Annotated in this window: 18 protein-coding genes; 17 read left to right on the top strand and 1 reads right to left on the bottom strand. The window is 46.4% G+C overall.

Annotated features, from left to right (window positions below; translation table 11 throughout):
- Positions 1-25: 25 nt before the first annotated feature.
- The 10 genes from RXX31_RS21995 (at position 26) to acpS (ending at position 8,784) form a co-directional block, all read left to right on the top strand.
- The gene (locus RXX31_RS21995; protein ID WP_317591805.1) at positions 26-652 is read left to right on the top strand and encodes a sigma-E factor negative regulatory protein; all 627 of its coding nucleotides are present in this window, start codon (positions 26-28) and stop codon (positions 650-652) included.
- Entirely contained in the window at positions 649-1,608 is a 960-nt protein-coding gene (rseB, locus tag RXX31_RS21990; RefSeq protein WP_317591804.1) for a sigma-E factor regulatory protein RseB, read from the top strand. The genes RXX31_RS21995 and rseB overlap by 4 nt, the downstream gene beginning before the upstream one ends.
- A gap of 16 nt (positions 1,609-1,624) precedes the next feature.
- Positions 1,625-2,095, top strand: a complete 471-nt coding sequence (locus tag RXX31_RS21985; protein WP_317591803.1) for a SoxR reducing system RseC family protein — start codon at positions 1,625-1,627, stop codon at positions 2,093-2,095.
- A 159-nt stretch (positions 2,096-2,254) separates the two neighbouring features.
- Complete coding sequence (gene lepA / locus RXX31_RS21980) at positions 2,255-4,048, top strand: translation elongation factor 4 (RefSeq protein ID WP_317591802.1); 1,794 nt, start codon at positions 2,255-2,257, stop codon at positions 4,046-4,048.
- A 109-nt stretch (positions 4,049-4,157) separates the two neighbouring features.
- Entirely contained in the window at positions 4,158-5,057 is a 900-nt protein-coding gene (lepB, locus tag RXX31_RS21975; protein ID WP_317591801.1) for a signal peptidase I, read from the top strand.
- A gap of 148 nt (positions 5,058-5,205) precedes the next feature.
- Positions 5,206-5,883, top strand: a complete 678-nt coding sequence (gene rnc / locus RXX31_RS21970) for a ribonuclease III (RefSeq protein WP_317591800.1) — start codon at positions 5,206-5,208, stop codon at positions 5,881-5,883.
- The gene (gene era / locus RXX31_RS21965; protein WP_317591799.1) at positions 5,876-6,838 is read left to right on the top strand and encodes a GTPase Era; all 963 of its coding nucleotides are present in this window, start codon (positions 5,876-5,878) and stop codon (positions 6,836-6,838) included. Before rnc ends, era begins: the two co-directional genes overlap by 8 nt.
- A 92-nt stretch (positions 6,839-6,930) precedes the next feature.
- On the top strand, positions 6,931-7,662 hold the full coding sequence (recO, locus tag RXX31_RS21960) for a DNA repair protein RecO (RefSeq protein WP_317591798.1): 732 nt from the start codon (positions 6,931-6,933) through the stop codon (positions 7,660-7,662).
- Positions 7,659-8,390, top strand: a complete 732-nt coding sequence (pdxJ, locus tag RXX31_RS21955; RefSeq protein WP_317591797.1) for a pyridoxine 5'-phosphate synthase — start codon at positions 7,659-7,661, stop codon at positions 8,388-8,390. The genes recO and pdxJ overlap by 4 nt, the downstream gene beginning before the upstream one ends.
- A 13-nt stretch (positions 8,391-8,403) precedes the next feature.
- Complete coding sequence (gene acpS / locus RXX31_RS21950; protein ID WP_317591796.1) at positions 8,404-8,784, top strand: holo-ACP synthase; 381 nt, start codon at positions 8,404-8,406, stop codon at positions 8,782-8,784.
- A gap of 84 nt (positions 8,785-8,868) precedes the next feature.
- Here acpS and barA read toward each other — a convergent pair whose 3' ends face one another.
- The gene (barA, locus tag RXX31_RS21945) at positions 8,869-11,670 is read right to left on the bottom strand and encodes a two-component sensor histidine kinase BarA (RefSeq protein WP_317591795.1); all 2,802 of its coding nucleotides are present in this window, start codon (positions 11,668-11,670) and stop codon (positions 8,869-8,871) included.
- A 192-nt stretch (positions 11,671-11,862) separates the two neighbouring features.
- On the opposite strand from barA, the gene rlmD reads away from it, so the two are divergent.
- The 7 genes from rlmD to ispD all read left to right on the top strand — a co-directional run bounded on the left by rlmD (position 11,863) and on the right by ispD (position 21,220).
- Positions 11,863-13,182, top strand: a complete 1,320-nt coding sequence (gene rlmD, locus RXX31_RS21940; RefSeq protein WP_317591794.1) for a 23S rRNA (uracil(1939)-C(5))-methyltransferase RlmD — start codon at positions 11,863-11,865, stop codon at positions 13,180-13,182.
- Between the two features lie 123 nt (positions 13,183-13,305).
- The gene (gene relA, locus RXX31_RS21935) at positions 13,306-15,525 is read left to right on the top strand and encodes a GTP diphosphokinase (RefSeq protein ID WP_317591793.1); all 2,220 of its coding nucleotides are present in this window, start codon (positions 13,306-13,308) and stop codon (positions 15,523-15,525) included.
- Positions 15,526-15,753: 228 nt separating this feature from the next.
- Positions 15,754-16,545 (top strand): nucleoside triphosphate pyrophosphohydrolase, encoded by a 792-nt coding sequence (gene mazG / locus RXX31_RS21930; protein ID WP_317591792.1) that lies wholly within the window; start codon positions 15,754-15,756, stop codon positions 16,543-16,545.
- 214 nt (positions 16,546-16,759) lie between these two features.
- Complete coding sequence (locus RXX31_RS21925) at positions 16,760-18,400, top strand: CTP synthase (protein WP_317591791.1); 1,641 nt, start codon at positions 16,760-16,762, stop codon at positions 18,398-18,400.
- Between the two features lie 82 nt (positions 18,401-18,482).
- On the top strand, positions 18,483-19,784 hold the full coding sequence (eno, locus tag RXX31_RS21920; RefSeq protein ID WP_317591790.1) for a phosphopyruvate hydratase: 1,302 nt from the start codon (positions 18,483-18,485) through the stop codon (positions 19,782-19,784).
- Positions 19,785-20,229: 445 nt separating this feature from the next.
- Positions 20,230-20,511 carry a cell division protein FtsB gene (gene ftsB, locus RXX31_RS21915; protein ID WP_014232984.1) on the top strand — a complete coding sequence of 94 codons (282 nt, stop codon included), beginning with the start codon at positions 20,230-20,232 and terminating at the stop codon, positions 20,509-20,511.
- 1 nt (position 20,512) lies between these two features.
- Positions 20,513-21,220: a 2-C-methyl-D-erythritol 4-phosphate cytidylyltransferase gene (gene ispD, locus RXX31_RS21910; RefSeq protein ID WP_317591789.1), complete on the top strand. Its 708-nt coding sequence runs from the start codon at positions 20,513-20,515 to the stop codon at positions 21,218-21,220.
- Positions 21,221-21,233 lie beyond the last annotated feature (13 nt).

Here is a 21,233-nt window from a genome sequence, read left to right as displayed (position 1 = left end):
ACAAGTAATAACTATGGTGAAAACAATGGCTGACAAAGAAAAACTTTCAGCTCTCATGGATGGAGAATTGATCGATAAAGCTTTAATTCAGGAATTAGAGCAAGATCAAGAGAGCCGTGAAGCTTGGCAGAATTATCACCTGATTGGTGATGTGATGCGAGGCGAAGCGCCAGCAAAACCTGAGTGGAATATTGCTGAAAGCGTGGCGTTAGCGTTAGAAGATGAACCAGTGCATCGTGCTGTCGATTCACATAGTGCAAACGTGATTTCAATTACGGATGCACCAAAAGAGTCGCAACCGGAACCGCAAAAAGCTAAACGTCAGTTACCAGGTTGGTTGACTCAGTTTGGACAAGTTGCTGTTGCTGCGTGTGTATCGCTCGTCGTCATCTTAGGCGTACAGCAGTACGGCGGAAGTGATTCTACGGTACCTCAAGCTGAACAGTTACCTGTATTGCAAACCGTTCCATTCGCGGGCAGTGCGGAACCTGTGAGTTTAACTCGTGAATCCGTAGAGCGTTCTATGGGTGAAGCAAATATGCAGGAGCAACGTAAACGTGTTCATGCTATGCTGAGAGACTACGAACTACAGTTAAGAATTAACAGTGATGCATCTCAGCAAGATGCACCTCTGACGCCGGATGTTGAATGAAAAAATTTCTGATCAGCGCTTGCGCTCTGTTCAGTGTGATGTCTTCACAAGCCTTTGCTGACGATAAGTCGGCGGAGGCTTTATTGCATCAAATGAGCGAGGCGAGTAAAAGTTTAAGCTACGAGCTCTCTTATATCCTCATCAAAAAGAACAGCATTGAACCTTTACTGTACCGCCACGCGACTCACGGTGAAGATCAATACGCCCACCTAGTTTATTTAAGCGGTCCCGTGCGTGAAGTGATTCTCCGAGGCCGTGAAGTCAGCTACATCGAAACCGGTGCTGAGCCTTTCACGATAGAATCGGGGAAAATGGTTGCGCCTACCATTCCAATGCTAAACACCAATATTGATGAACTCAATCGTTATTATGATTATGTTCAGGTTGGCCGAGCCCGTGAAGCAGGTGTCGCAACTCAGGTGTTGCGCATCGTGCCGAAAGACGGTTTACGCTATTCGTACATCCTTTGGGTTGATGAAAAGAGCAAACTTCCCTTGCGCGCTGATCTTGTCGATCGTGATGGCGAAGTACTGGAACAATACCGTACGATTTCATACACAGTGAATACTAAAATCGCTGAGCTCATGAGTGGCTTAGAAGAGGTTCAGTTACCAGCTGTCCTTACCATGCCTAAAGGTGAGGTGAGCACCAGCGACTGGATTGTCGGTTGGATACCAGATGGCTTTGAGGCTAATGAACTCAATCGCTACCGCATGGCGGTTAGTGATCAAATGGTAGAAAGTCAGTTGTATTCTGATGGTTTATTCAGTTTCTCTGTTTACGTGGCGAACAAAGATGAGCATTCTTTGAAAGGGCAGCTTGTTCGTCAAGGTCGCAGAACCTTGCACAGCTACGTAAATGGCGATTATGAAATCTCCGTCGTGGGCGATATACCGCCAGCAACCGCGCAGCGTATAGCTCAATCTGTTACATTTAAAGTAACCAATAATCAGTAAACATGAGTAACGTGCAATGATGACAGCGTTAGCCACTGTGACAGGAGTACAGCGTCACGGTAAGCAATACGAAATTGATTTGAGTTGTGAGCAGCAAACCAGCTGTAGTAGCTGCTCATCGCAAAAAAGCTGTGGTACAGGTGTAGTGACAAAAGCCATAGGCAATAAAAGCCTGTCATGGCACTTGCGTTCAGATAAATCAGTGCACGTCGGACAGGTTGTTGAAATTGGCTTTCCAGAATCCAGCTTAATTAAATCGGCTATGGCGGTGTACTTGTTGCCGCTATTTGGTTTGATTCTTGGTGCGCTGTTCGGCCATCTACTGCTCGCTCCTTTAATCGCTGGTGGCGAAGGTGCGATTATTCTGTCTTCAGTACTCTTCGCTGCTGCTGGAGTCTGGTTAGCGAGACGCATTTCTAAGCCACTGGAAGATGAATCACAGCGCCAGGTCACCTTGATTAGAGTACTTGGAGAGCCGATCCAGTAAGCTCTGCTCCCCGCCTGTTAACGTCACTTGGGTATATGGTTCTTAAATTACGTGCGCCCGCTAACGAAATTCGGTAGAATCTGCCAACTTGATTGAAATGCCATCAGATGATGGCTTTCTTACTGTCCCTATTTGTAAAGAGTTAGTCAGCCTAAATCTATGAAGCACATTCGTAACTTTTCGATTATCGCCCACATCGACCATGGTAAGTCGACCCTATCAGACCGTCTAATCCAAGTTTGTGGAGGATTGAGCGATCGTGAAATGGCCGCACAGGTTCTGGATTCTATGGATCTTGAACGTGAGCGTGGTATCACCATTAAATCTCAGAGTGTGACACTAAACTACACCGCTAAAGACGGTGAGACATACCAGTTGAACTTCATCGATACTCCGGGACACGTAGACTTTGCATACGAAGTATCACGTTCTCTAGCGGCTTGTGAGGGCGCGCTATTGGTGGTTGATGCTGGCCAGGGTGTAGAAGCACAAACGCTAGCGAACTGTTACACCGCGATCGAAATGGATCTGGAAGTTGTGCCAATCCTAAACAAGATCGACCTTCCTGCCGCCGATCCAGAGCGTGTTGCTGAAGAAATTGAAGAAATCGTTGGTATCGATGCGATGGAAGCAACCCGTTGTTCTGCGAAAACAGGCTTAGGTGTTGACGACGTACTAGAAAACATCGTGTCAGCGATTCCGGCTCCAGAAGGGGATCCAGATGCGCCGTTACAAGCTCTGATTATCGATTCATGGTTTGATAATTACCTTGGCGTGGTCTCTTTGGTTCGTATTAAAAACGGCGAGCTGAAGAAGAACGACAAGATCAAAGTAATGAGCACTGGCCAGGTTTGGGGTGTAGACCGCTTGGGTATCTTCACGCCTAAGCGTGTGGATACTGATGTTCTGCGTACTGGTGAAGTAGGCTGGGTTGTTTGTGGTATCAAAGACATCCTGGGCGCACCAGTAGGTGATACGCTTACACTGGCAAAACATGGCTGCGAAAAGCCACTCCCTGGCTTTAAGAAAGTGAAACCTCAGGTATACGCTGGCCTGTTCCCTGTATCGTCGGATGACTACGAAAACTTCCGTGATGCGTTAGGCAAACTAAGCCTGAATGATGCGTCACTGTTCTACGAGCCAGAAAACTCAGCGGCACTTGGCTTTGGTTTCCGTTGTGGTTTCCTTGGCATGTTGCACATGGAAATCATCCAAGAGCGTCTTGAGCGTGAATACGATCTGGATCTGATTACAACCGCGCCAACCGTAGTTTACGAAGTAGAGCAAACTGACGGTAGCATGCTCTATGTCGATAGCCCTGCGAAGCTTCCTGCGGTCAATGACATTGAAGAAATCCGTGAGCCGATTGCTCGCTGTAATATTCTTGTGCCTTCTGAGTACTTAGGTAACGTAATCACATTATGTGTTGAGAAGCGTGGTACACAGGTGGATATGGTTTACCACGGTAACCAAGTCGCAGTGACTTACGATATTCCGATGGCAGAAGTTGTTCTCGATTTCTTTGACCGTCTTAAATCAACCTCTCGTGGTTATGCATCACTGGATTACAACTTCCAACGCTTTGAAGCGTCGGACATGGTGCGTGTCGATGTATTGCTAAACGGCGACAAAGTCGACGCACTGGCGATGATTACCCATAAAGAACAGTCTCAAACTCGTGGTCGTCAGCTGGTTGAGAAGATGAAAGAGTTTATCCCTCGTCAGATGTTTGATATCGCGATTCAGGCGGCAATTGGCAACCACATCATCGCGCGTTCTACGGTTAAACAGCTCCGTAAAAACGTAATCGCGAAATGTTACGGTGGTGACGTGAGCCGTAAGAAGAAGCTGCTGAAGAAACAGAAAGAAGGTAAGAAACGTATGAAGCAGATCGGTAACGTAGAACTGCCTCAAGAAGCCTTCCTAGCAATTCTTCACGTAGGCAAAGACTAAGACAAGAGTTGAACTTTGTACCCTTCTTGTTGGTCATAAGACGTTAGAACTTAAATAAGTGAAAGAGTTGATGCTCTTTCACTTTCGCATTTTTAGATAAGGGAATTTAATGGCGAATACATTCTCACTGATTCTGGTCATCGTGACCTTGGTAACTGGTGTAGTTTGGCTACTGGAAAAACTGGTGTTTGCGAAAAAACGTCAGGCCAAAGTTGCGGAAATCGAAGCTCAAACAGCCAACGGCTTAGATGCAGTCACCCTGCAGAAAGTAGAACGCCAGCCTTGGTGGGTTGAAAACAGTGTGTCTATCTTCCCTGTGATCGCGTTTGTTCTTGTCTTGCGCTCATTTATCTATGAACCGTTTCAAATCCCGTCAGGCTCAATGATGCCTACTTTGTTAGTTGGGGATTTCATTCTGGTAGAAAAATATGCCTACGGTCTGAAAGATCCAGTATGGCGCACTGAGCTGGTAGAAACAGGTAAACCAGAGCGTGGCGATATCGTCGTATTTAAATATCCTCCTCATCCTAGTATTGATTACATCAAGCGTGTGGTTGGTTTGCCAGGAGATATTGTACGTTACTCAAATGACAAGCAGGTATGTATTCAAAGCAAAGGTGAATCGAGCTGTAAGCCAGTTAAGCTGAGTAATGTCGAAGAGAGTCAATTTAGCTCAAATGGTATCCCGATGATCCAGTTGGATGAAAAACTGGGTAACGTTGAGCACAATATTTTGGTTAACCCATTGGTTCGCAATCATGTGGAGCAGTACTTCCCACGTAGCGGCACAACGGAATGGGTTGTACCACAAGGTCAGTACTTTGTGATGGGTGATAACCGTGACAACAGTGCAGACAGCCGTTACTGGGGCTTTGTTCCAGAAGCCAACCTGGTTGGCAAAGCTGTTGCCATTTGGATCAGCTTTGAGTTTGAGCGTGGCGCAGATAGCGCTCTACCTTCATGGATTCCAACGGGTGTGCGTTTTAACCGCATCGGTGGTATTCACTAACTTCTCGTCATATTTGAAGTCGCAGCGTTGTTGACTGCATAAATCCCCCCTAGTCACATAGTACATCTATGCTCATAGGGCTGAATTTATTTGTCGCCTAGCTGCAACTCCAACTATATAGAGAAATAAACATTAATATCGAGAGAGTATGAATTCTCCAATTGATAAACTAGAGCGAAAGCTCGGCTACCAGTTTAAAGATGCCGAGCTTATCAACCTGGCGCTGACTCACCGCAGCGCCAACAGTAAACATAACGAACGTCTTGAGTTTCTGGGCGATTCAATTTTAAGTTTTGTCATCGCTGATGATCTGTACCATCGTTTCCCTAAAGTGAACGAAGGTGACATGAGTCGTATGCGTGCTACTTTGGTTCGTGGACACACATTGGCGGAACTGGGTCGTGAATTCGATCTAGGAGATTATTTAAAATTAGGTCCAGGTGAATTGAAGAGTGGTGGCTTTCGCCGTGACTCTATTCTAGCCGATGCGGTGGAAGCCATTATTGGTGCAATTTACCTAGATAGTGATATTGAAGCAGTGCGTGGCATTGTACTCAGCTGGTACCAGTCTCGCCTTGAGGCGATTAAGCCTGGTGTATCACAAAAAGACCCAAAAACTCGCCTCCAAGAGTTCCTGCAAGGCAGAAGAAAACCACTGCCTGTTTACACAGTGACTAATATTAAAGGTGAAGCGCACAACCAAGAATTTACGGTTGAGTGTGAAGTCGCAGGTGTGGATAAACCTGTAATCGGTAAAGGCACCAGCCGCCGCAAGGCAGAACAGGCGGCAGCGGAAACAGCACTAGAGCAATTAACTAATGGCTGATAACGAATTCGATATTGATGCATACTTTGCATCACATGGTGAAGCGAGCTCACCTGAAAACCAGCACTGTGGCTTTATTGCTATTGTTGGTCGTCCAAACGTGGGTAAATCAACGCTTCTGAACAAGATTTTAGGTCAGAAGATTTCGATTACTTCTCGTAAGCCGCAAACCACTCGTCACCGTATCATGGGTGTAGACACTGACGGTGATTACCAAGCAATCTACGTCGATACACCAGGGCTTCATATTGAAGAGAAGCGTGCCATTAACCGTTTGATGAACCGTGCAGCAAACTCTTCTTTAAGTGATGTGAACTTAGTTTTCTTCTTAGTCGATGGTACCCATTGGACCAAAGACGACGAGATGGTACTGACTAAGCTGCAAAAATCTAACTTCCCTGTTGTACTGTGTGTAAACAAAGTCGACAACGTGCAAGATCGCAACGAAGTGATGCAGCATATGGCGGAGATGTCTCAGAAGATGGACTTTGTCGATGTAGTGCCAATTTCAGCCAAGCAAGGTAAGAATATCGATGTACTGCGTAAGCATGTTCGTGACCACTTACCAGTCGCGACGCACCACTTCCCAGAAGAGTACGTGACCGACCGTTCACAGCGTTTTATGGCATCTGAAATCGTACGTGAAAAACTGATGCGCTTTACTGGTGAGGAACTTCCTTACTCAGTGACGGTAGAGATTGAGCGTTTTGATTACAACCCGGAAACCGATGGCTTCCATATCAATGCCCTGATTCTGGTTGAACGTAATGGTCAGAAGAAAATGGTGATTGGTAAAGGTGGTGAGAAGATCAAAACCATCGGTCGTGAAGCGCGTCTGGATATGGAAGAGCTATTTGGTCGTAAGGTTTATCTCGAGACCTGGGTTAAAGTGAAATCTGGTTGGGCTGATGACGAACGTGCGCTACGCTCACTAGGCTACATCGACGATCTATAAACCTGAAGCGAAGGCACTTCGCTCCAACATCGATTAGAATAAGGAGCCGCATGGCTCCTTATTTTTTATTTTAGATAGGCACATTGATATAAATGAGCAACCAGTCCTCAGAAGGCTTACAACGCTGCTTTGTTTTGCACCGAAGACCTTACAGTGAATCGAGCTTAATTCTTGATATTTTCAGTGAGGAGTATGGTCGTATCACATTAATGGCCAAAGGGGCGCGAAGTAAACGTTCCAACCTGAAAGGGGCGCTACAGCCATTTACACCACTTTTGCTTAAATGGTCAGGCAAAGGGTCGATGAAAACCTTACGCCAGGCCGAGGCAATTAGCCTGGGATTACCTCTCACCGGAATCAACCTTTACTCTGCTATGTACGTCAATGAATTGATCGGACGTGTATTAATGACAGAGGTACCGATGCAAGCCTTGTTTCATGATTATCTGCATGTACTAACCGAGCTTGCTCAGTGTGAGAATCCCGAGCCCGCGCTGCGCCGTTTTGAGCTGGCCTTGCTTTCTTCTATGGGGTACGGCGTTGATTTTATGCACTGTGCTGGGACGGGGGAACCTGTTGAAGCGAACATGACCTATCGTTATCGTGAGCAGAAGGGATTCATAGCTTCAGTGAGGCGTGACAACCTAACATTTTTAGGTAATGAATTGATTGCAATCAGTGAGCGGCGCTTCGTCACTAAAGAGCAGTTAAAAGCGGCAAAACGCTTTACACGTATAGCCTTAAAGCCGTATCTTGGCGGCAAACCTTTAAAAAGTCGTGAATTGTTTATTCAGACATTCAGAGCACGGAGTAATGGAAAATGAGCTCAATCTATCTTGGCGTTAATATCGATCATATTGCTACTTTACGTAATGCACGTGGTACAAAATATCCGGATCCCGTTCATGCAGCTGAAATTGCTGAGCGAGCGGGTGCCGATGGTATCACCATTCACTTGCGTGAAGATCGCCGACATATTTTGGATCGTGATGTACGTATTCTGCGTGAAACTTTGCAGACGCGCATGAACCTAGAAATGGCAGTCACCGATGAAATGGTGGATATTGCTCTGAAAACCAAGCCTGAGTTCGTTTGTCTAGTGCCAGAGAAGCGTGAAGAGCTGACGACAGAAGGCGGCCTAGATGTGGTCGGCCAGTTTGAGAAAGTGAAAACGGCAACCAAGAAGCTAACCGAAGCAGGCATTAAAGTTTCTCTGTTCATTGATGCTGACCGTCAACAGATTGATGCAGCAAAGCAATGCGGCGCGCCTTATATTGAACTTCATACTGGTCACTATGCTGATGCGACAACTGAGGAAGAGCAGCAAGCGGAACTGAAAAAAATTGCAGCAGGCGCAAGCTACGCGGCTGATCTGGGCATTATCGTTAATGCGGGGCATGGTTTGACTTACCATAACGTGGCACCTATTGCAGCACTGCCAGAAATTTACGAGCTGAACATTGGCCATTCAATCATTGGCCGCGCTGTTTTTGATGGTTTGGAAAAAGCGGTCGTTGATATGAAAGCCTTGATGATCGAAGCTCGTAAGTAATCAGGCATTACTCGTGGCTATTTTAGGTTTAGGTACGGACATCGCGGAAATTGAGCGCATTGAAAAAGCGCTGGACCGCAGTGGCGACTCGTTTGCTCAGCGCATTCTTTGTGAAGAAGAGGTGGTTAAGTTTTCGCAGCTTAAGCAAAAAGGGCGTTATCTTGCCAAGCGTTTTGCAGTGAAAGAGGCGGCCTCTAAAGCATTGGGTACTGGCATCGCCAAAGGGGTGACCTTTCACGATTTTTGCGTGACTAACGATGAGTTAGGTAAGCCCGTACTTGCCCTGTCTGGTGCGGCGCAGAAGATAGCTCAAAGTATGGGAGTGACAAGTATTCACCTGTCGATCTCTGATGAGAGACACTACGCTGTGGCGACCGTGATTTTAGAGTCCTGAATCGTCTGAATTTTTTGTAAAGAAGCCAAATAGCAAAAAGCCAGAGCAGATGCTCTGGCTTTTTCGTTTTAGTCAGCGGACTTTTTACGGCTCTAGGTAGAGCTTCGCAGTGGTCGTGACCTTAATCATTTCATCTTGTAGCTCAAACATTTCGGGCTCAATGTCGACCAGATCTGCGCCAGAGCGGAGTGCCTGCTCGAGCGTCGCACACAACGACTTTAACCTTGGCACGCCGCAATACGAGCTACTGCCGTGCAACTTGTGAATGACATGAATGAGTTCCTCACGGGCAAAGTTTTCTTCTTCTAGTGCTTGAGAAACCACATCATCCACTTCAGGGATAAAGTCGATCAACATACGCAGCATATCTTTGGCCAAGTCTTCTTTGTTCGCGCTTTGCTTCAATGCGGCTTGCCAATCGATAATGACATCCTGATGAGCGTTTTCTGTTGCGCTTACTTCTTCACTTTCCTGTTCATCAATGTAAGACGGCGTGACTTTACCAATGCTCTCCGCGCAGGCATTTGGGTTCCAGTGAACCAAAACCTGTTGCAGCACGTGCTCTTCAATTGGTTTCGTGAGGTAGTCATCCATACCAGCGGCGAGGAGACGATCACGCTCACCCGCCATCGCATGGGCGGTTACCGCAATAACAGGTGTATCTTTGTTGAGCTCAATCTGCTTGATATGCTTACAGGCGGTCACCCCATCCATATGTGGCATTTGGATGTCCATGAATACCATGTCGTACTTTTTCTCGGTAGCCAAATTCACGGCTTGTTGACCGTTACTGCATGCCGTCACGGTTTCAACCCGCTCTTTAAGTAAGGCAGAAATCAGCTTCAGGTTCGCCGGGTTGTCATCAACCGCTAAAACATGCAGTGGTAAACGCTCTTCCGCTACCGTCTTAATTGGCGCGCTTAGAAGAGGTTGAGGCGATTCAACCCGTTCGCTAATCAGGCTTTGTAGTAATCTGCGTCGTGACAGAGGTTTAGTCAGACACCGGATGTGATGCTCCGTCATGATATGATCGGCAAGAGCGAGCTCTGTACTTGGTGTCCCCATGATCACACTTGGCGCCATCTGCTTCGCTTTTTCTATCCAGGTCTCAACCGACTGCTCATCGTAAGTCTGATTTGCGGCCAGATTAAGCAAGACGTAATCGTAGTGCTCATTCGCTTCAGGTAACGTTGAGCGATATGTCACTAGGATACCCTCCTGGCTGAGGATCTGTTGTGTTACTGATGCAGCCTGCATATTTGGCTCAACCAATAACAACTGTTTGCCTGTAAGCAGTTCAATCTCGATCAGATCGCTCATCGGCATATCAGTCGAGTTGAGGCGCAGGGTAAACCAGAAAGTGGACCCCTGGTGCAAACGACTGGTCAGGCTGATTTCCCCGCCCATTTGGCTAACCAATTTTTGAGTAATGACCAGTCCAAGCCCTGTGCCACCATAGCGGCGCGAGATACTCGCATCAGCTTGGCTAAATGCCTGGAAGAGCTGAGCTTGCTGACGCTCTGAAATACCGATACCGGTATCGCGAACCATAAATTGTAACTCAACGGAGTCACCGGACTGAGAGCGCATCTCGACACTGATATCGATGTTGCCACGCTCAGTAAATTTAATTGAGTTACCGACCAGGTTGGTCAGGACTTGTTGAATACGCAGAGGATCGCCAATCAAACCGGATGGGATTTTAGGATCCACTTTAAGCGTGATTTCCAGACCTTTCTCATGTGCGCTGGTGGCTTGAAGGTTGACGACTTCTTCTAAGCTTTCACGGAAATCAAATGGAATGTTTTCTAATGCTAGCTTACCCGCTTCTAGCTTAGAGAAGTCGAGGATGTCGTTGATAATATTGAGCAGGTTATTTGCCGATTTTTCGATCGTCTGCAGGTAATCCGTCTGGCTATTAGAAAGTTGGGTCTTCAGCATTTGGCGGGTAAAACCGATCACACCGTTCAGTGGTGTACGCAGCTCGTGAGACATGTTGGCCAGGAACTCAGATTTCACACGTGCGGCTTCCTGCGCCCGTTTTTTCGCGATGTCTAACTCAACGTTCTGAATTTCCAGCTGTTCTAAGGTTTCACGCAGATCAGAGGTGGCCTGATCGATACTATGTTGCATCTCGACATGGTACTCCGAAAGTGAGACGGCCATAGCGTTGATACCATTTTTTAGCTGGTCAAGCTCACCGTGCATTTTCCCTTCGATACGAACATCCAGGTGGCCGCGTCGAATACGGTCTACAACGTTTTTCATGTGTGTGATCGGCTGAGTCACATCATGCATTAAACGCGAGGCGAACACACTGGCAAGGCCGAGGCCTAAAATTAGCACCAAAAAGGCAGAGAAGACTTCCTGATATTGCTGAAGACGCAGAGACGAGAGATCCAGCTCCACGGCAATGTAGCCGATGGCTTTGGTCGCTTGGCTTTTATTAGACAGATCTGTCAGGTAATGGCCTTCAGATAAGATAGGCACACGCAAAATTAGGTAATTATCGTAGATTTCCGAATTTCCCAGCTGTGGGATAGGTTTATCTTTCGGAAACATCAAGGCTTCAAAGTTAGGATGAAAGTTTGAGGTGACAAAAAGTTCATGCTTTGCATCAAATACCGCAATACTCCGAACCAGTTTGGAGTTTTTGCGGTGCGCATAGCTGATAAGGCGGCGGACAGCTTCTCGGCTTTCTGTCAGAAGATGAGTTTCACTGGCAATCGCTAGCGGCTCGATGATGCTATTACCTGTGGTGATAACTTGTTTCTCAAGATCCTGGTAGCGGTTAAATGAGAAAAAGCCGCTCAGTAATAGGCCAATAATGAGAGTGGGAGCGAGAGTCAGTGTAATTACACGTGCTCGTAAGCCATATCTGGTCATGTTATCTAATTACATCGGAGTCTGGATATGGGAAAATAACGCATTATTTCTCAAGCGCACGATAAAGCCTTGAGTAAAGAAGTGACGTCACCGAATAAACGGTAAGCATAATCAAGTCACTCCAATCACACAACGGCTGCAATCAAGAATAGTGAAGCCGTAGGGCAATTAGACACAAATCAGGCACAGAGCATGGCACGCATCTTTCAACCAAAAAAGAAAACCCAACTCAACACTCGTCACCAACAGGTGCACGTTGAACGTTTGGATCATCATGGCGCGGGTATCGCTTACCTAAAGAAAAAGCCGCTATTTATTGATGGCGCGCTGCCCGGTGAGGAAGTGGTGACACAGCTGGTGGAAGAAAAAAGTAAATTTGCTCGCGGTAAACTGATCAAAATTTTACAGCCAAGTGACGCACGTGTTGAACCATTCTGCCCGCATTACCATGAGTGTGGTGGCTGCGATTTACAGCACTTGGGTTATGACCAACAATTGACGCACAAACAGCAAACGCTGCGTCAGTTGATGCGAAAATTTGCCGGCAGTGATATCGAGCTTGATGCGCCGGTTTTGGGGGAGGAGCGACAGTACCGACGTCGCGCTCGTGTCAGTCTGTTTGTCGATAAAAAGACGCGCCAACTGCATTTTGGCTTCCGTAAAAAGCAAAGCAAACAGATTGCTCAGGTGACCGATTGTCCAGTGTTAGCGCCGCAATTGAACGTACTGCTTGCAGAAATTTACACAGAGCTAAAGCATTTTAAAAAGCCTGAGCAATTGGGTCATGTTGAACTGGTGTTAGGCGATAACGGTCCGTGTATTACACTGCGACACATGAGCCCTTTGACGGAATCGGAAGTGGAGTCTTTGGTTAAGCTTGCTGAGCGTCATAGCGCGACACTGTACCTGATGCCGCAAACTGATCAGCTTGATTTAATTGCAGGCGAGATACCGTTTTATCAGGAAAATGGTGTGAAAGTGCCATTTACGCCGAATAACTTTATCCAGGTCAACCAAGCGGTAAACCAAAAAATGGTGGAGCAGGCGATCCAATGGCTAGACCCACAAGAGAGTGACCGAGTGTTAGATTTATTCTGCGGACTGGGTAACTTTAGCCTGCCAATCGCTAAGTTAGCCAAACATGTTGTGGGTGTGGAAGGGGTCGCTGACATGGTGGAAAAAGCCACAAATAATGCATCCTTGAACCAAATCAACAACGCACAATTTTATCACGCTAACCTAGAGCAGGATTTTGAAGGCCAGGTTTGGGCGGCAGAGAAGTTTGATAAAGTCCTTCTCGATCCTGCGCGTGCCGGAGCGAGCGGGATCATCGATCAAGTTTCCGCACTTGGGGCTCAGCGCGTGGTTTATGTTTCTTGTAATCCTGCTACCCTTGCAAGGGACAGTCAGAGCTTAATCGAACAAGGCTACAAATTAACCAAACTAGGTATGTTGGATATGTTCCCGCACACCAGTCATTTAGAATCAATGGCCTTGTTTGAAAAGTCCTAGTACTTAGGACCTTGGCCCTTTTACTTGTGGTGGGGCCAAAATGTCAGCACTCCAATGCTGACTGAAGAACTAATCTGGACGGTGTTAGTCAAACCACACGAATATAATAATTAGGACGATGAGATGGTTGCGGTAAGAAGCGCGCATTTAAATCAAAATGAACAGTTTGAACTCGAGCAATGGGTGGCTAGCCTGGGGCAAGAGAAAAACACAGCATCACGCTTAATTGAGGTTTACAGAGACTGCCAAAACATTTTGGTGGATCACGAACAAGCGGAATTATTGCTGTGGCGTGGGCGAGAAATGATCGAAATTCTGATCACCTTGTCTATGGATAAAGCGACCTTAGTGGCTGCACAACTGTTTCCATTGGTTTCAAGTGGTGCTTTCAATAGAGAACTGCTGGAAGAAAAATACAGTAAAGAAATCATAAAGCTAATTGATGGCGTTGAAGAAATGGCCGCCATCGGTCAGCTTAATGTCTCTATGGATGGCGGCGAGGCGTCGTCTCAGGTAGACAATGTGCGTCGCATGTTACTTGCCATGGTGGATGATTTCCGTTGCGTGGTTATCAAGCTAGCAGAACGTATCTGTAACCTGATTGAAGTTAAGAAAGCGCCGGATGAAGTGCGTCGTGCGGCGGCAAAAGAGTGTGCCAACATTTATGCGCCTTTAGCCAACCGTCTGGGTATCGGTCAGCTTAAGTGGGAAATCGAAGATTACGCTTTCCGCTACCAGCAGCCAGAAACCTACAAACAAATTGCTAAGCAGCTATCTGAGCGCCGTATAGTTCGCGAGCAGTACATCAAAGACTTTGTAGAGGATCTCACAGAGGAGATGAAATCCTCCGGTATTAATGCTGAAGTGAGTGGGCGACCAAAGCACATTTACAGTATCTGGCGAAAAATGCAGAAGAAGAGTCTGGCGTTTGACGAGTTGTTTGACGTCAGAGCGGTACGTATTATCGCCGATAAGCTGCAGGACTGTTACGCCGCTTTAGGTGTCGTCCATACCAAGTACAAGCACTTACCAAGTGAGTTCGATGACTACGTCGCGAACCCGAAGCCAAATGGTTACCAGTCCATCCATACCGTTATCCTTGGTCCTGAAGGGAAAACCATCGAAATCCAGATTCGAACCAAGCAGATGCATGAAGAGTCGGAACTTGGTGTTGCCGCGCACTGGAAATACAAAGAAGGCGCGAGCGCTCGCAGTGGCTATGATGAGAAAATCACCTGGCTGCGTAAGCTTCTGGATTGGCAAGAAGAGATGTCCGATTCTGGTGAGATGTTGGATGAGCTACGAAGTCAGGTCTTCGATGATCGCGTTTATGCCTTTACGCCTCGTGGTGATGTTGTCGACCTACCAATGGGCGCGACACCATTGGACTTCGCTTATCATATTCACTCCGAAGTGGGTCATCGTTGTATCGGTGCCAAAGTCGGCGGACGTATCGTACCGTTTACCCATAAATTGCATATGGGCGATCAGGTAGAGATCATCACTTCAAAAGAGCCAAACCCATCACGTGACTGGCTAAACCCGTCATTAGGGTTCGTTCATTCTGGTCGAGCTCGCGCCAAAATCAATGCTTGGTTCCGCAAGCAAAGCCGTGAGAAAAACCTAGAGGCAGGTCGTGAAATCCTAGAGCACGAACTGGTCAAAATTGGCGCGACCATGAAAGATGCTGAGCATTACGCGCTTAAGCGATTCAACGTTAGGACGCCTGATGAGTTGTTTGTTGGTGTGGGTAGTGGTGATTTACGTATTAACCAGGTTATTAACCACATCAATGCGTTGGTAAATAAACCAACCGCAGAAGAAGAAGATCAGCAAGCACTTGAAAAACTTCAGGAAGCTGAGCATAAATCACCCGTTCAGAGCCGGCCGAAGAAAGATGCGGTAGTGGTTGAAGGGGTTGATAACCTAATGACGCACCTTGCGCGTTGCTGTCAGCCAATCCCAGGTGATGATATCTGTGGCTATATTACGCAAGGCCGTGGTATTTCCGTTCACCGCAGTGACTGCGAACAGCTGGAAGAACTGCGTCATCATGCGCCAGAACGCATCATTGATACCGTCTGGGGCAGTGGTTTTGTCGGTTCCTATATTCTTACCGTACGAGTAGAAGCCATGGAGCGTGGTGGTTTGTTAAAAGACATCACCACTCTATTTGCGAATGAGAAAATCAAAGTCACCAGCATGAAGAGCCGCGTCGATTATCGTCGCCAGCTTGCCATCATGGATTTTGATCTGGAAGTGACCAATATTGAAGCACTCTCTCGCGTGTCGAAACGTGTTGAGCAGATCAGAGATGTTATGTCTGTAAAACGCCTCGGCTAGTTTTTACGTCACATTTAGCTTTTTATCTGCGTTAGCTGCACTTATTCGCTCCATCACATAGCGGGCTATGCTCAGGAGGCTCATAAGTTTGCTGCCTTGCTAAAAGAGCCAACTGTTTAGTAAAAACGCACTAGTGAATTAATTTAAAAGGTGAGTGGTTATGCTGCTCGCCTTTTTGTCTATAAGAATACCTTGTTAAAAGGAACGCTTTGTTTAGGGGAAAAGGTTATGAGTCATCCAATTGAACAGCTTGAAGCGATCATGGCGCAATTGCGTGATCCGGAGGGAGGGTGCCCTTGGGATATGAAGCAGAGCTTCGATACGATTGTTCCGCATACCATAGAAGAAACCTACGAAGTCGTCGATGCAATTCAGAATCGCGATTGGCCCAACCTCAAAGAAGAACTGGGTGACTTGCTGTTTCAGGTTATTTTTTACAGCCAATTGGCGAAAGAGCAGGAGCTGTTTGATTTTTCTGAGGTGGTTGAAACCGTGAATGAAAAATTAACTCGCCGTCATCCTCACGTTTTTTCCGATGCTGAGTTCGAATCTGATGCTGAAATTAATGCCAATTGGGAAGCGGAAAAGGCGAAAGAAAAAGCACAAGTAGGCAAAGAAGAAAAAAGTATTCTAGACTCAATACCAAACTCTTTGCCGGCGCTTTCGCGTGCTACAAAGATTCAGAAAAAATGCGCTAAATTTGGATTTGACTGGGATTCGCTTGGGCCGGTTGTAGGTAAGGTCCAGGAAGAAATTGATGAGGTAATGGAAGAAGCCATTCAAGTTGACCCGGATGAAGAGAAAGTAGAACTCGAACTGGGTGATTTACTTTTTGCGACGGTGAACTTGGCTCGTCATCTTGGTAAAGACCCTGAAGTGGCATTAGGTAAGGCGAATTTAAAGTTTGCGCGACGATTTAAGCAGGTAGAGGTGAAAGTAGCTCAATCCGGAAGGGGATTAAAAGATTGCTCTCTGACTGAGCTTGATGAATTCTGGGATGAAGTGAAAAAAGAAGAGTAGTGCGGGCGTCAAGTGACAAGAAGCGGTTTTGAGACCAGTTTGACGAAGAAGATAAATATGCATCCTTGTTCTCTTTGTCCACTTTGATTTGAAGCAAAAAATAAAAAATTGCGGTGTGATAGATTTCACGTTGTGGCGGTAAGGAGCTTCTGGTATATTTATCTCCCGTCCAGAAGCACTCCATTTCCCTCATTCAACCAATTTCAGGTTAAACATGACGACAAATTACATTTTTGTTACTGGCGGGGTTGTATCCTCTCTAGGTAAAGGTATTGCAGCAGCATCTCTTGCGGCTATTCTAGAAGCTCGTGGTCTTAAAGTGACTATGATGAAGCTTGACCCTTACATCAACGTTGACCCAGGCACTATGAGCCCGATTCAACACGGTGAAGTGTTCGTCACGGAAGATGGCGCTGAAACTGACCTTGACCTTGGCCACTATGAGCGTTTTATTCGCACTAAGATGTCCAAGCGTAACAATTTCACAGCAGGTCGTGTTTATGCCGACGTACTTCGTAAAGAACGTCGCGGTGACTACCTAGGTGCAACGATTCAGGTTATCCCTCACATCACGAACGCAATTAAAGATCGTGTGATCGCTGGTTCTGAAGGTCACGATGTAGCTATCGTTGAAGTCGGCGGTACGGTCGGTGATATCGAATCACTACCGTTTATGGAAGCAATCCGTCAGTTGGCGATCGAAGTCGGCCGTGAAAACGCCATGTTCATGCACCTGACGCTTGTTCCTTACCTAGCAGCCGCTGGCGAAGTAAAAACTAAGCCAACTCAGCACTCTGTAAAAGAGTTGCTATCGATCGGTATCCAGCCAGACATCCTAGTTTGTCGTAGCGACCGCATGATCCCAGCGAACGAGCGTAAGAAAATTGCACTTTTCTGTAACGTTCCAGAGAAAGCGGTCATTTCAATGAAGGATGTGGATTCAATCTACAAGATCCCTCAATTGATTAAATCTCAAGGTCTCGATGATCTTGTGTGTGCTCGTTTTGGTATTGACGCTCCTGAAGCTAACCTTTCTGAGTGGGAACAGGTTATTTACGAAGAAGCAAACCCAACCGGTGAAGTCACTATCGGTATGGTAGGTAAATACATCGAACTACCAGATGCTTACAAATCAGTAAACGAAGCGCTAAAACACGCAGGCTTGAAAAACCGTCTAAACGTGACCATCAAGTACGTTGACTCACAAGACATTGAAACCAAAGGTGTTGAGCTCTTAGAAGGGCTAGACGCAATCTTGGTTCCTGGTGGTTTCGGCGATCGTGGCGTTGAAGGAAAAATCCGTGCGGCTCAATACGCACGTGAGAACAACGTTCCTTACCTAGGCATTTGTCTTGGTATGCAAGTTGCCCTAATCGAATACGCGCGTAACGTTGCGGGTCTGGAAGGTGCACATTCAACAGAATTTAACAAAGAAACGAAGTACCCTGTGGTAGGTTTGATCACAGAGTGGGTAGACGAATCAGGTAACGTCGAAGAGCGTACTGAAAAGTCTGACCTTGGTGGTACTATGCGTCTTGGTTCACAGCTTTGTCACCTACAGAAAGGGACAAAAGCTTACGAACTATATGGTAGCGCGACGATCCATGAGCGTCACCGTCACCGTTACGAAGTAAACAACAATCTTCGTCCGCAAATCGAAAAAGCTGGCCTGAAAGTTTCTGGTCTGTCTGCGGACAAGAAGCTAGTAGAGATGATTGAGAACCCAGAACACCCATGGTTTGTGGCGGCTCAATTCCATCCAGAATTTACATCGACGCCTCGCGATGGACATCCATTGTTTGCAGGCTTCGTTAAAGCCGCGGGTCAATTCTCACGCGGCGAGTTCGAGAAGTAAGTAAAGGGATGCGGGCAGCGGCGAAGGTTGTGCTGCTGCCCTTTAAAATTGACATTTATATTTGAAACGAGAGGAAACATTAATGTCTAAGATCGTTAAAGTTCTAGGTCGTGAAATCATCGACTCACGTGGTAACCCAACAGTAGAAGCTGAAGTTCACCTAGAAGGCGGTTTCGTAGGTATGGCAGCAGCGCCATCTGGTGCATCTACTGGTTCTCGCGAAGCTCTTGAGCTACGTGACGGTGACAAAGCACGTTTCCTAGGTAAAGGTGTTCTTAAAGCAGTTGAAGCTGTAAACGGCGCAATCGCTGAAGCTCTAGTTGGCAAAGATGCTAAAGACCAAGCTGCAATCGACGCAGTAATGATCGAACTAGACGGTACTGAAAACAAATCTAAATTCGGTGCTAACGCTATCCTAGCTGTTTCTCTAGCAAACGCTAAAGCTGCAGCAGCAGCGAAAGGCATGCCTCTATACGAGCACATCGCTGAGCTAAACGGCACTCCAGGTCAATTCTCTATGCCTCTACCAATGATGAACATCATCAACGGTGGCGAGCACGCAGACAACAACGTTGACATCCAAGAGTTCATGATCCAACCAGTTGGCGCGAAAACTCTTAAAGAAGGTCTACGTATCGGTGCAGAAGTATTCCACAACCTAGCTAAAGTTCTTAAAGGCAAAGGTATGAGCACTGCAGTTGGTGACGAAGGTGGTTTCGCTCCTAACCTAGAATCTAACGCTGCTGCACTAGCTGCAATCAAAGAAGCTGTTGAGCTTGCAGGTTACGAGCTAGGTAAAGACGTTACTCTAGCGATGGACTGTGCTGCATCTGAGTTCTACGACAAAGAAGCTGGCAACTACAACATGAAAGGCGAAGGCAAAGTCTTCACTTCTGAAGAGTTCAACCACTACCTAGAAGGTCTAGTTGCTCAATACCCAATCGTTTCTATCGAAGACGGTCTAGATGAGTCTGACTGGGATGGCTTCAAGCACCAGACTGAACTTCTTGGCGGTAAAATTCAGCTAGTTGGTGACGACCTATTCGTTACTAACACTAAGATCCTAGCTGAAGGTATCGAGAAAGGCGTTGCTAACTCTATCCTTATCAAGTTCAACCAAATCGGTTCTCTAACTGAGACGCTAGCTGCAATCAAGATGGCTAAAGACGCAGGTTACACAGCAGTAATCTCTCACCGTTCTGGCGAAACTGAAGATGCAACTATCGCTGACCTAGCGGTAGGTACTGCTGCAGGTCAAATCAAGACTGGTTCTATGAGCCGTTCTGACCGTGTTGCTAAGTACAACCAACTTATCCGTATCGAGGAAGCGCTAGGTGAGCGTGCACCTTACAACGGTCTTAAAGAAGTTAAAGGCCAAGCTTAATTCTTAAATGAATAAAGTTTAACTTTAAAGCTTTTTAAAAACGCTCCACTTCGGTGGGGCGTTTTTGTTTTAAAACGGGTAATTAAGAACGATGAGCCGTTCTGGCCGTGTTGCTGCCATACCTAAAAGAAAGCAACCAACTTATCCGTATCGAGGAAGCGCTAGGTGAGCGCGCTCCCTCTTTTCACAAGAAAGCGGTCTTAAAGAAGTTAAAGGCCAAGCTTAATTATTAGCTTAACTTTATAGTTCTTTTAAATACCTCGCTTAGGCGGGGTATTTTTTTGCCTGAAGAATCTTTATGTGAATACGCTTCCAAAAGCTTTTCTTTACACTCTTTCATGTGAGGAGTCTGTGAGTCTTCCTTTCTGCCCTAGAGGCAATCCCGCATTTATGCTATATATATCATCTTATCTAATTCCTTCCGGTACAGAATGTTAGCAACGATATGCGAATCTTTGTTATAGCCCTTACGTTACTGTTTGGCTTACTTCAATACACACTTTGGTTCGGTAAGAACGGGGTGTCTGATTACTATGCAGTAGAAGATGAAATCGAAGTACAGCAGCAAGTAAACAGCAAGCTACAAGCTCGCAATAATGAAATGTTTGCTGAAATTGATGATCTAAGACAAGGCATTGATGCGATTGAAGAAAGAGCACGTCATGAGCTTGGCTTAGTCAGAGATGGTGAAACTTTCTACCGAATTGTTGGTGAGGAAAACCAGTAAGATGTTGGATACTGTCCCGTCTCATATCGCTATTGTGCCCGCTGCTGGTGTTGGTAGCCGAATGAAAGCCGATCGCCCCAAACAGTACTTATTGATCGATGGCAAGGCGGTGTTAGAGCATACCGTAGAGAAGCTTCTCTCTCATCCTAAAATCGCGAAAGTGGTGGTGGCGGTTACCGAAGGTGACCCGTATTACCCTGAGTTATCCATTGCAAATCATCCAGATGTGATTCGAGTGGCCGGAGGCAAAGAAAGAGCCGATTCTGTACTTTCAGGGCTAAACTATGTAAGTACGCAACTCACCAGTGAGTGGGTGTTGGTTCACGACGCTGCAAGACCGTGCATAATGTTAAAAGATATAGACCATTTGATTGATGTTTGTATTTATCATCCTACTGGCGGCATTCTTGCCTCACCAGCGAGAGATACGATGAAACGTGCCAACTCAGCACAAAACATTGATCATACGGTCGACAGAGAAGCATTGTGGCATGCACTAACTCCACAAATGTTTAAAACTCAGCCCCTAAAAAATGCTCTGAGCGACGCTTTACAGCAAGGCATCACCATCACTGATGAAGCCTCCGCTTTGGAGTGGAAGGGTGAAGCGCCCGCTTTAGTTCAGGGCAATGCGAGCAATATAAAAATTACTCAACCAGAAGATCTCGCATTAGCTGAGTTTTATTTAAGCCGTGAGCGCGGCGATTAAGTAAGGATAGAAA

It is taken from the genome of Vibrio sp. EA2 (assembly GCF_033042495.1).
Classification (GTDB): Bacteria; Pseudomonadota; Gammaproteobacteria; order Enterobacterales; family Vibrionaceae; genus Vibrio.
The sequence above is the reverse complement of the archived record's forward strand: the minus strand, read 5'-3'. Positions and strand labels throughout refer to the sequence as shown.

What these genes read in the sequence shown, in the direction of transcription:
- recO (WP_317591798.1), top strand. Translation starts at nt 6,931, where the DNA reads ATGAGCAACCAGTCCTCAGAAGGCTTACAACGCTGCTTTGTTTTGCAC.
- pdxJ (WP_317591797.1), top strand. Translation starts at nt 7,659, where the DNA reads ATGAGCTCAATCTATCTTGGCGTTAATATCGATCATATTGCTACTTTA.
- RXX31_RS21925 (WP_317591791.1), top strand. Translation starts at nt 16,760, where the DNA reads ATGACGACAAATTACATTTTTGTTACTGGCGGGGTTGTATCCTCTCTA.
- RXX31_RS21995 (WP_317591805.1), top strand. Translation starts at nt 26, where the DNA reads ATGGCTGACAAAGAAAAACTTTCAGCTCTCATGGATGGAGAATTGATC.
- rlmD (WP_317591794.1), top strand. Translation starts at nt 11,863, where the DNA reads ATGGCACGCATCTTTCAACCAAAAAAGAAAACCCAACTCAACACTCGT.
- lepA (WP_317591802.1), top strand. Translation starts at nt 2,255, where the DNA reads ATGAAGCACATTCGTAACTTTTCGATTATCGCCCACATCGACCATGGT.
- eno (WP_317591790.1), top strand. Translation starts at nt 18,483, where the DNA reads ATGTCTAAGATCGTTAAAGTTCTAGGTCGTGAAATCATCGACTCACGT.
- mazG (WP_317591792.1), top strand. Translation starts at nt 15,754, where the DNA reads ATGAGTCATCCAATTGAACAGCTTGAAGCGATCATGGCGCAATTGCGT.
- rseB (WP_317591804.1), top strand. Translation starts at nt 649, where the DNA reads ATGAAAAAATTTCTGATCAGCGCTTGCGCTCTGTTCAGTGTGATGTCT.
- ftsB (WP_014232984.1), top strand. Translation starts at nt 20,230, where the DNA reads ATGCGAATCTTTGTTATAGCCCTTACGTTACTGTTTGGCTTACTTCAA.
- rnc (WP_317591800.1), top strand. Translation starts at nt 5,206, where the DNA reads ATGAATTCTCCAATTGATAAACTAGAGCGAAAGCTCGGCTACCAGTTT.
- RXX31_RS21985 (WP_317591803.1), top strand. Translation starts at nt 1,625, where the DNA reads ATGATGACAGCGTTAGCCACTGTGACAGGAGTACAGCGTCACGGTAAG.
- lepB (WP_317591801.1), top strand. Translation starts at nt 4,158, where the DNA reads ATGGCGAATACATTCTCACTGATTCTGGTCATCGTGACCTTGGTAACT.
- ispD (WP_317591789.1), top strand. Translation starts at nt 20,513, where the DNA reads ATGTTGGATACTGTCCCGTCTCATATCGCTATTGTGCCCGCTGCTGGT.
- era (WP_317591799.1), top strand. Translation starts at nt 5,876, where the DNA reads ATGGCTGATAACGAATTCGATATTGATGCATACTTTGCATCACATGGT.
- relA (WP_317591793.1), top strand. Translation starts at nt 13,306, where the DNA reads ATGGTTGCGGTAAGAAGCGCGCATTTAAATCAAAATGAACAGTTTGAA.
- barA (WP_317591795.1), bottom strand. Translation starts at nt 11,670, where the DNA reads ATGACCAGATATGGCTTACGAGCACGTGTAATTACACTGACTCTCGCT.